The sequence below is a fragment of the Lactobacillus helveticus DSM 20075 = CGMCC 1.1877 genome (genome assembly GCF_000160855.1).
Taxonomy (GTDB): Bacteria; Bacillota; Bacilli; order Lactobacillales; family Lactobacillaceae; genus Lactobacillus; species Lactobacillus helveticus.
In genome coordinates, this window is sequence record NZ_GG700752.1 from 203,733 (window position 1) to 210,987 (window position 7,255).

6 protein-coding genes and 4 pseudogenes are annotated in these 7,255 nt (G+C 43.6%); 7 read left to right on the plus strand and 3 right to left on the minus strand.

Going from position 1 to position 7,255, the window contains the following annotated elements:
* Positions 1 to 276 (plus strand): annotated as a pseudogene (locus HMPREF0518_RS09555) (SDR family oxidoreductase); the annotation flags it as partial.
* Between the two features lie 242 nt (positions 277 to 518).
* Here the strand turns inward: HMPREF0518_RS09555 and HMPREF0518_RS00930 are convergent.
* Both HMPREF0518_RS00930 and HMPREF0518_RS10535 read right to left on the minus strand, forming a co-directional pair.
* Positions 519 to 1,189 (minus strand): annotated as a pseudogene (locus HMPREF0518_RS00930) (IS30-like element ISLpl1 family transposase); the annotation flags it as partial.
* The gene (locus HMPREF0518_RS10535) at positions 1,167 to 1,424 is read right to left on the minus strand and encodes a hypothetical protein (protein ID WP_230472077.1); all 258 of its coding nucleotides are present in this window, start codon (positions 1,422 to 1,424) and stop codon (positions 1,167 to 1,169) included. The gene HMPREF0518_RS10535 and the pseudogene HMPREF0518_RS00930, both read right to left, overlap by 23 nt.
* 224 nt (positions 1,425 to 1,648) lie before the next feature.
* Between HMPREF0518_RS10535 and HMPREF0518_RS00940 the strand changes: the two genes are divergently transcribed.
* The 5 genes and pseudogenes from HMPREF0518_RS00940 to HMPREF0518_RS00960 form a co-directional block, all read left to right on the plus strand.
* Positions 1,649 to 2,251 carry a hypothetical protein gene (locus tag HMPREF0518_RS00940; protein WP_003625163.1) on the plus strand — a complete coding sequence of 201 codons (603 nt, stop codon included), beginning with the start codon at positions 1,649 to 1,651 and terminating at the stop codon, positions 2,249 to 2,251.
* Complete coding sequence (locus HMPREF0518_RS00945) at positions 2,251 to 3,042, plus strand: energy-coupling factor transporter transmembrane component T (protein WP_023192741.1); 792 nt, start codon at positions 2,251 to 2,253, stop codon at positions 3,040 to 3,042. Before HMPREF0518_RS00940 ends, HMPREF0518_RS00945 begins: the two co-directional genes overlap by 1 nt.
* Complete coding sequence (locus tag HMPREF0518_RS00950; RefSeq protein WP_003625167.1) at positions 3,018 to 3,854, plus strand: ABC transporter ATP-binding protein; 837 nt, start codon at positions 3,018 to 3,020, stop codon at positions 3,852 to 3,854. The genes HMPREF0518_RS00945 and HMPREF0518_RS00950 overlap by 25 nt, the downstream gene beginning before the upstream one ends.
* Positions 3,841 to 4,641, plus strand: a complete 801-nt coding sequence (locus tag HMPREF0518_RS00955) for an energy-coupling factor ABC transporter ATP-binding protein (protein ID WP_003625170.1) — start codon at positions 3,841 to 3,843, stop codon at positions 4,639 to 4,641. Before HMPREF0518_RS00950 ends, HMPREF0518_RS00955 begins: the two co-directional genes overlap by 14 nt.
* Positions 4,642 to 4,759: 118 nt before the next feature.
* Positions 4,760 to 5,140 (plus strand): annotated as a pseudogene (locus HMPREF0518_RS00960) (LtrC-like protein); the annotation flags it as partial.
* 153 nt (positions 5,141 to 5,293) lie between these two features.
* On the opposite strand, the pseudogene HMPREF0518_RS11155 reads toward HMPREF0518_RS00960, so the two are convergent.
* Positions 5,294 to 5,344: pseudogene (locus HMPREF0518_RS11155) on the minus strand (hypothetical protein); the annotation flags it as partial.
* Positions 5,345 to 5,792: 448 nt separating this feature from the next.
* Here HMPREF0518_RS11155 and HMPREF0518_RS00970 point away from each other — a divergent pair.
* The gene (locus HMPREF0518_RS00970) at positions 5,793 to 7,142 is read left to right on the plus strand and encodes an FAD-dependent oxidoreductase (protein WP_003625174.1); all 1,350 of its coding nucleotides are present in this window, start codon (positions 5,793 to 5,795) and stop codon (positions 7,140 to 7,142) included.
* Positions 7,143 to 7,255: the final 113 nt, after the last annotated feature.

Below are 7,255 nucleotides of genomic sequence, written 5' to 3' on the forward strand. Positions count from 1 at the left end.
TGCAGGGACTAAGGCTGCAATTAAAAATACAATGTTTGGGTTAGCAAAACAATTAGCTCAGCGAGGCATTCGTGTCAATAGTGTTGCTCCAGGTCCTATTTGGACACCGTTGCAAGTGGTAGGAGGACAATTAGCAGAAATATACCTACGTTTGGTAAGGATACTCCCCTAGGTAGAGCTGGGCAACCCTCTGAAGTAGCCGGAGCATATGTTTTTCTGGCTTCAGATGCGGCTAGTTATATAACAGCTACATCTATCAATGTTACGGGGGGCTAATTTAATTAAATTTCTTTCTTATATCTACGCGAGAATTCTAATTTTATCCAAAGTATAGAGGGTGCTAAAGAATGAGTATAAATAAGCAAAAAATTTCAAGAAACAAAGTGTTAAATCTATTAACTTTATTCCAACTCTTAATAAGTTTATACCAAGTCATTAAGACCATTAAAAAGGGAAAATAAAGTAAGTTTTCCAAATTTTACCTTTTTGTAATTATAATTACTTAGTAGATTGTAAATTTAATCCGAATTTTTGGACAAATTTGTCAGCATAACCTGATACGGTATTTGCCAGTCGAGTATTTTAAGGGGTCGCTGGTTAATTTGGAGTAACGTCGTCGTTAAATCTTGAGCACTAATGTGCTCAAAACGAGTCCCTTTAGGATAAAAATAACGTAAATTCCGATTAAAGCGTTCATTACTACCACGTTCAGCTGGAGTATAAGCATGGCAGTAATAGGTCTTAATACCGTATTGTGATTCAAGTGATACTAGCCCACTAAATCAGTGCCACGGTCCACAGTAAAGCCGTGCACCGGACCATTAAAAGTGGTTAGGAACTTAGTTAGTGCTTCATTAACAGTCGCTGTCGTCCGATCTTTTAACCGGTATGCCCAAAGGAACCGTGATTTGCGATCGATTAAAGTTAATAAAACTGCCTTACTATGCCCACGAGGACCAACGACTGTATCTAGTTCAAAATCGCCGATGCGATTACGTTGATTAATCATCATGGGACGCTGTTCAATTGATCGCCCCAAAGATTGATTATATTTGGATCGTTGGTCAACGTTACGCCGTTGGCGTACGCCATGTTCAGGTAGATCATTCAAGGAGAAACCAATTCTTCCCTGATTTAGCCAATTATAAATAGATTTAGTAGCTAGTTTAAATTCGTGAGCAATCATTCCTGTTAGTACCGGCTGGCGCCGAGTATAGTTTGGCGTTTGAGTGGATAATCCGCAGGTCATGAGGATATTTGTATGATTCAAAAATCTGATTAGGGAAGACTTCTTCCTTAACTGCAGTGACGGCGATCGGTGTCTTATCCGGACTAAGGGTGGCTTTGATAAAAATCACCCCGACAATTGCGATCACGGCCAATAGACTAATAGTTATCAATAATTTGCGATGACGATGTAGCATAATTTCCCCCTGATGATCGTTAATAATTTTATTATGGGCATATTGAAATGTCCATGGGCCAATCAGTCGATAGTTTATAGGTTTCTTAACCGGTTTGAGCACAACTTGGCCAGAAAATGGGTAGGCGCTTTCTTGACATTTAAGCTGAAACTTGTACAATTAGTGCCAAGTCGAATTAAAAGTATATTCTACTTTTATGACAATCAAAACCAAAGGAGAAGATTATGAAAAAAGAACCGATTCATCGTACCAGTATGTGGAAATTTAAGTTAAATGCTGCCACCATGACTTTGATTCCCGCTGCCGTGGGGATTAACTATGTTGCCAAAGCCTTGGCGGAGGGGTTAAAGCTGCCCGTTTGGCTGGGGTCTTTGGGAACCTTTCTTGCCAGCATGTTGGCTGGGCCGATTGCCGGTGCCATCAGTGGTTTCATCAACCACATGATCTATGGGCTGACCTTATCGCCAATTTCAACCGTGTATGTGATTACCAGCATCGCAATTGGGATTGCTGTCGGAGTTTTGCACGCCAATGGGTGGTTCTCGTCAGCGCGACGAGTATTTGTTTCTGCTATTATTATTGCCATCGTTTCAGCTGTCATTTCAACGCCACTCAACGTCATCTTTTGGGGTGGTCAGACCGGTATCGCTTGGGGTGACTCATTGTTTGCGGTAATGGTCGCCAATCATGCACCAGTGTGGCTGGCCTCATTTACCGATGAGTTTGTCTTGGATATTTTGGATAAAGTCTGCGTGGCCTACCTGGCATTCTTCATCTATCGTCAGCTGCCGCAGCGGATGGTGCACTTCTTTAGGGATGATAAATGATGACTGATCAAACATTGATTTCTGGAGCGCCACGGGTCAAGCTCAAGTGGTACCAGGTGATCGATCCGATTACTAAGCTCTTGTTCATCTTGGACATGACGTTGTTGAGCTTTGCCAGTACGAATTTATTGCTTCAGTCCGGATTAATTCTTGTCGCAACACTGCTATTGTTATTTTCCAAATTGAGTTCGATCACCTTTAAGGCGCTGGGATTCAGCCTGTTTATGATTGGCACCATGCTGATCATCCAAGGGTTATTTTACAGTCGGAATCAAACTGTGCTGTTTTCTGTGCTTGGGGTATCGTTCTACAAAGAAGGCCTGATTTACGCCACCACTCTGGGTTGTCGAGTATTGGTGATTATTTTGACCAGTGGCTTTTTTATGGTGACCACGAGTATTTCAGAAAACGCGGCCTATTTGGAACTGTCCGGATTGTCTTATAAAACCGTCTACGTTCTGATGTCGGTGTGTTATATTTTGCCGGAAATGATGCGCAATATGCGGAAAATCCAGCAGGCACAAAAAGTTCGCGGAACCAATCCGCAAAAAACGTTGATTCAGAAATTAAAGTCAGTCCTGCCAGTTCTGATTCCATTGGTGATTAAGACCTTGGATCAATCGATGGCGCGGTCGATTTCTCTCCAACTGAGAGGTTTTGATAATCCCAACCGGACTGTCAGAACCTCCCAGCGCGTGTATCGCCTGTCGCGGACGCTGCACATTGGTCTGACTGGATTGGCAATTTTATTGATTGGGTGGAAGATATGGACGAAGATAAACGGATTGTAATTGAAAATTTGACCACCCGTTATCCGGGTACTGAGCAACCACAACTGCGTCAGATTAACGCGGAGGTTCATACCGGCCAGGTGGTTGGGATTATCGGGAATAGCCACTCCGGCAAATCGACTTTGTGCCGTGTGCTGGCAGGGGTCATTCCCAAAATTGTGTCTGCTGAGATTGAGGGCGACTGGCACATGTTTGGCCAGCGAGTGTCCGACAATTGGCCCGTTTATAATGCCATGAATGGAGTTGTACTGCAAAATCCAGCTGACCAACTAAGCGGGTTGGCAGACACGGTTGCCGATGAAATCGCCTTTGACTTGATTAATCAGGGAATGGCTGAAGGACTGATTCAAAAACGGGTTGAAGAAGTTGCCACGCAAATGGGGCTGATTGAACAGCTGAATTTGCGTCCCGAGAGTCTTTCCGGTGGTCAGATCCAGCGGTTGGCAATTGCCACGGCGATTGCGGCTAATCCGGCTGTTTTGATTATGGATGATCCGACCAGTGAGATGGATTCCCTTGGCCGCCGGCAATTTTTCCAATGGCTGGCCCAAGTCAAAGAGACGACTGTCTTCATTGTCACCAGTGAAATTGACGATTTGTGCGAAGTCGCCGACGTTGTGTGGGTGCTGCACGAGGGTCAAATGGTAGCCCAGGGTAGGCCGGGTGAGGTGTTTAATCATTTGGCAGCTGACTGGCAGATTCCAGCCCCGACAATCCAGCAACTTGCTCAAAAAATGGATTGGCACTTGGCTGATGGCCGGTATCCGGTGAATGACGCTGAGCTGAAGGAGGATCGTTATGTCCACAATTGAACTGAACCACCTGACGTTCACTTATCCGGAACGGTCCTTTAGCTTGGATGTTGAATACAAACACTTCGCCGATCCGATGGTGGCGATTGTCGGCCAAAATGGTGCCGGTAAATCAACGCTCTTCAAATTGTTGACGGGCTTGCTGACACCACAAACCGGTGTGATTAAGATCGATGGAGAAAATTTTAATGATCTTAAACCAGTCGAAAAGTTACTGAAGGTTGGGATTACTTTTCAGAATCCTGACGATCAGCTTTTCAACCCGACCGTTCAACGAGAGGTGGAGTGGAATGTCGCGCAGGTCATGGATGACCACGACACGATTACGAGGCGGGCTTTAGCGGCTCTAAAAAGAGTTGGCTTGAATGATAAAACAGCTGAAAATCCATATGACCTGTCATTGTCGGAACGCAAGCTGTTGAGCGTTGCCACAGTTTTGGCAGTGGATCCGGCGATTTATTTATTTGATGAGCCGATGATGTCGCTTGATTGGGAAAGCCGGCGCAAGTTGACCGCAATTTTCCATCAGTTGGCTGATTCGGGCCACCAAGTTGTGACCATCACCCATGACATGGATTGGGTCGCCGCCGAGTTTGAGTCGGTGTATGTTATGGAACACGGGAAGTTTGGCTTCGCCGGCAGTCCACGGGAATTGTTCAGCGATCACGAACTTGTCCAGCGAGTGGGATTACTACCACCGCGGATTATGGACATAGCGGAGTCGCTGGGCGATTCACAGACATATTTATCGGTTAATGATTATTGGCAGAAAAATCGAGATGTATAGAAAAAGTCACCTCTGCGGGTTTTCCAGGTTGAAGGATGAACTTCAGCTTCTGGCAAGAACTCACATGGGTGACTTTTGTGTCTAATAACGTTTCATGATCATCGGGTGCTTCCTCAGATCACTCGGTTACGTGGCCACCTGGGCTAAAGATAAAGCCGTGATCCATAGTGCTTTAAGTGAGATCCAGCAAGTGAGCAACAAAGTGATTGAGCTTAGCGACGGGTTAACCAAACAATTAGGCTTACAAGAAGCCTCAAAAGAGCCTGAGCATGATCTAAAAAAGCTATCAGCCCAGGATCTTAATAAGTCCTATCAAGGTTTGCAACAACAAATTCAACAGGCAACTAATCCCCATAAAAAAATAAAACTACAAAATAAATTAAATGATGTACACCATGAAATCAGTAATCGAACGCAAAAACAACTCACAACATTTGCTGAACAGCATCCAGAAATTAAACAACCAGATTCTGAACCCGATCAAAGCCTAAAACGTTAGCCAGTTTTTAAGGGACATGCTATAATGTAATAGAAAAAGGAAGTCTTGCGCTAACAAGACTTCCCGTGCAAGCCGCTTCAAAGGCGGTGGCAAGTTATTCAAACGATAATTTTGTCGTCCTGCAACCTACCAAAGTTGAGCAGGGCGGCTTTTTTATTTGTTTCTTTTGTCGATATAGCTAAGGAGCGCGATTAAAAACGTGCCAAACAGCAACATCAACGAGAGTGTCTGGAAGACGCTCATTGACTGTGAAACCTTCCTGAAGATTATTCCATGTTCCCATGGGCCTCACCTCACAAGGGAAAAGACAGCTACCGCCCTTAAAACTTCTTGCTCAATCCATTATACAGGGAAATTAAAAATCAACCAAGAGCAATAAAACCGCTCTTGACAGCAAAGGAAAGCTACAACACTAGCAAGGTCAGCAAGCAAGGCTAATAATACTGCTGCAATGGGAAATAACAAGCGTCCAGTAGGGCGGTCCAAGAGCGGGCGCAAACCCTACCAGACAGTATGATTATAAAAGTAAAGAAGGTAAAATGATGACTATAAAGTCAGATAAATAGGTAGTTGAGCATATAAATTGCATTTGACGATTTACTTACTTATAATAAGTATAATAACAAATGACTAGTAAAAGGCGGGTAAAACAATGGATAAATTTAAAAATATTATTATTGGATTTGGTAAGGCGGGTAAGACATTAGCTAAGTACTTGGCGCAGCATGATGAGACCGTGCTTCTGATCGAACGGTCAAAACAAATGTATGGAGGGACTTGCATCAATGTTGGCTGCCTACCATCTAAAAATTTAATTTTAAATGGTCAACGTGGCTTAGACTTTACTACGGCAGTTAATAAGCGTGGTGAGATGACTAGACAGTTGCGAGACAAAAACTATCACATGGTGGCTGATGAGCCACTAGCAACAATTTGGGATGGGTCAGCACGTTTTATCGACAATCATGTTTTGGCAGTCGTAATGAGTGATGGAACAACTAAGAAGGTGAGAGGTGAACGCATCTTCATTAATACTGGAGCGGTTCCAAATTGGCCATCAATCCCAGGGTTAGAATTCGGTCAGCGGATTTTTACGTCTAAAGAAGCTATGGAATTGGAGAAACAACCGAAACGACTAGCAATTATTGGTGGCGGTTATATTGGCCTTGAATTTGCTGGAATGTTTAATTCCTTTGGTACGCATGTAACGATTTTCGACCAACATACCAGATTGTTAGAGCGCGAAGATCCTGATATTGCGACCGAGGTCGTAGCAGATCTGACTGACGCAGGGATCGAGATTAAATCGGCGACTCAACTAACTCAAGTAAAAGATAATGGTGAGAAGGTTACATTATATTATCAACAAGGTGATCAAAGTAACACTGCGAAATTTGATGCGGTATTGGTTGCAGTCGGTCGACGGCCTAATATAAATAGTTTAGGGCTAGAAAATACCGATATTGCTTTAACCAGTCGTGGTGCTATTCAGGTCGATGATCATTTAAGGACTACAGTACAAAACGTTTGGGCTTTGGGCGACGTTAATGGCGGTCCTATGTTCACTTATATCTCATTGGATGATTTTCGTATTATTGTAGATCAATTGTTTGGTAAGGGGGATCGCTCAACGGCCGATCGAACGGTGATACCGACTGCTTCGTTCCTAAATCCACCACTGGCTAACGTCGGCTTAAATGAACGTCAAGCTAAGAGTGCAGGTTATGATTTACAAACCTTCAAGCTATCAGTCAAGGCGATTCCAAAGGCCCGTGTCTTGGAGGATCAACGCGGGCTTTATAAGGTAATCGTTGATCAAAAAACACACCTTATTTTAGGGGCAACATTGTATGCCGCTGAGGCTCATGAAACCATCAATCTAATTGCATTGGCAATGAAGGCCAAATTACCTTACGAAAGATTACGCGACATGATCTATACTCATCCAACAATGTCTGAAGCCTTGAATGATCTTTTTAAGACCCCGGTTGTGAAAAGCTAACGTCCTAGAAACACAAAGCCGACTAGTTAATCGAGGAAACAATCAAGAAATCACCGTTAAAATTAGGGTCTAGAATTTTTGGTGTTGGAAAGTATTTCGGCTCTTTGTCAACT

Excerpts from the sequence above, each read along its gene's own strand:
- HMPREF0518_RS00940 (WP_003625163.1), top strand. The coding sequence starts at position 1,649 with ATGAAAAAAGAACCGATTCATCGTACCAGTATGTGGAAATTTAAGTTA.
- HMPREF0518_RS00970 (WP_003625174.1), top strand. The coding sequence starts at position 5,793 with ATGGATAAATTTAAAAATATTATTATTGGATTTGGTAAGGCGGGTAAG.
- HMPREF0518_RS00945 (WP_023192741.1), top strand. The coding sequence starts at position 2,251 with ATGACTGATCAAACATTGATTTCTGGAGCGCCACGGGTCAAGCTCAAG.
- HMPREF0518_RS00955 (WP_003625170.1), top strand. The coding sequence starts at position 3,841 with ATGTCCACAATTGAACTGAACCACCTGACGTTCACTTATCCGGAACGG.
- HMPREF0518_RS00950 (WP_003625167.1), top strand. The coding sequence starts at position 3,018 with ATGGACGAAGATAAACGGATTGTAATTGAAAATTTGACCACCCGTTAT.
- HMPREF0518_RS10535 (WP_230472077.1), bottom strand. The coding sequence starts at position 1,424 with ATGCTACATCGTCATCGCAAATTATTGATAACTATTAGTCTATTGGCC.